A 1,190-nucleotide genomic window follows, 5' to 3' on the forward strand; every position below is an offset into this window, starting at 1 on the left:
AGGCTCCATAAGATCCATAGGGGATTTACCCACTACAAATATTATAGAGCCATTTAATAAGATATACTGAGAAGAGAGTGAGAGATTCTCTTCTCTTTTATTTTTAAATACTTTTCTACAAAAAGCTATTAGACGTTAAAAAAAGCCTTGGTTTCAAGGCTTATTTCTGTTGATTTAGATGTGCCCCCTGCAGGGCTCGAACCTGCGCCCCATAGCTTAAGAGTCTACTGCTCTACCAACTGAGCTAAGGAGGCAACAGAAAAAGCTGAGAATGTAACTTCCCAGCTATTTTAATATGCCCAAAATGGCAGCTAGATTATTTACGAAAGGCATCAAGGATATAGGTGAAACCAACAATTAAAAATGCAAAGGCAACGACATAAACGACAAAGACACTTGTAGCTACTGGATTGAACAAAATCACTAGACCTAGTAAAAATGCAAGCAACGCTATCCACATGATATGGTTGCCAATAATAGGGAAAATCAATCCCAGACGATTGCCTTTAAAGAAAGCTATAATGGCTTCTACAATTAACCAAATTCCTAAAATAGTTGGAATGACAACTGGCAGCGTCACAAAGCCATAGGCAACGAGGTAAAGAGCTAAGAGAAGATTAACAATCCCTTGGAAAAGATGAGCTGGTGAGCGAAGCTCTTTTGGTACAGAGAAATAGCCTAAAATAGCTGCTATAGAAGAAACCAGTAAACCAAATGCAATCCACCAGCTGTAAGCAACAAGATTAGCTACTGGGTTTGTAAATAGGAAAAGTCCTAAAAGGACAAAAACAACTCCTGCAAGGAATAGCGATAAACGATTAGAAAATTTCATTTCAATACCCCCTATATAGTATAGTATAGTTTGATAATAAAAATATTATACACCTTTTTAGAGGAAATATCAATAAACAAAATGGAAAATTTGGAAGTTTCAGTCTGATTTATGAAAAGAAAATCAGTTTTTATTATTTTGAAAATAAAAAGAGAAGATAAAATTTGTCTTCTCTACATGAAAATATTGTATGGCATCAAAGCAAAAGTAACTGGCTTTACACTATTTGTAAAGATGTAATTTGATTCAAAAAGAAAAGATAGATTTAAAATGTGGGACAAATGGGCTCTATAATATTTGTAGTGGGTAAATCCCCTATGGATCTTATGGAGCCTTTTTTGTGTAGAAAAAAAGTCCC

The 1,190-nt window shown here is 34.8% G+C and carries 1 protein-coding gene and 1 tRNA gene; both read right to left on the bottom strand.

Annotated features, from left to right (window positions below; genetic code table 11):
• Window positions 1–181: 181 nt before the first annotated feature.
• A tRNA-Lys gene (locus QP439_RS08895) sits at window positions 182–254 on the bottom strand.
• A 62-nt stretch (window positions 255–316) separates the two neighbouring features.
• Complete coding sequence (locus QP439_RS08900) at window positions 317–832, bottom strand: DUF308 domain-containing protein (protein WP_049521056.1); 516 nt, start codon at window positions 830–832, stop codon at window positions 317–319.
• Window positions 833–1,190 lie beyond the last annotated feature (358 nt).

Source organism: Streptococcus sp. UMB1203 (assembly GCF_030217725.1).
Classification (GTDB): Bacteria; Bacillota; Bacilli; order Lactobacillales; family Streptococcaceae; genus Streptococcus.

What these genes read in the sequence shown, in the direction of transcription:
- QP439_RS08900 (WP_049521056.1), bottom strand. Translation starts at nt 832, where the DNA reads ATGAAATTTTCTAATCGTTTATCGCTATTCCTTGCAGGAGTTGTTTTT.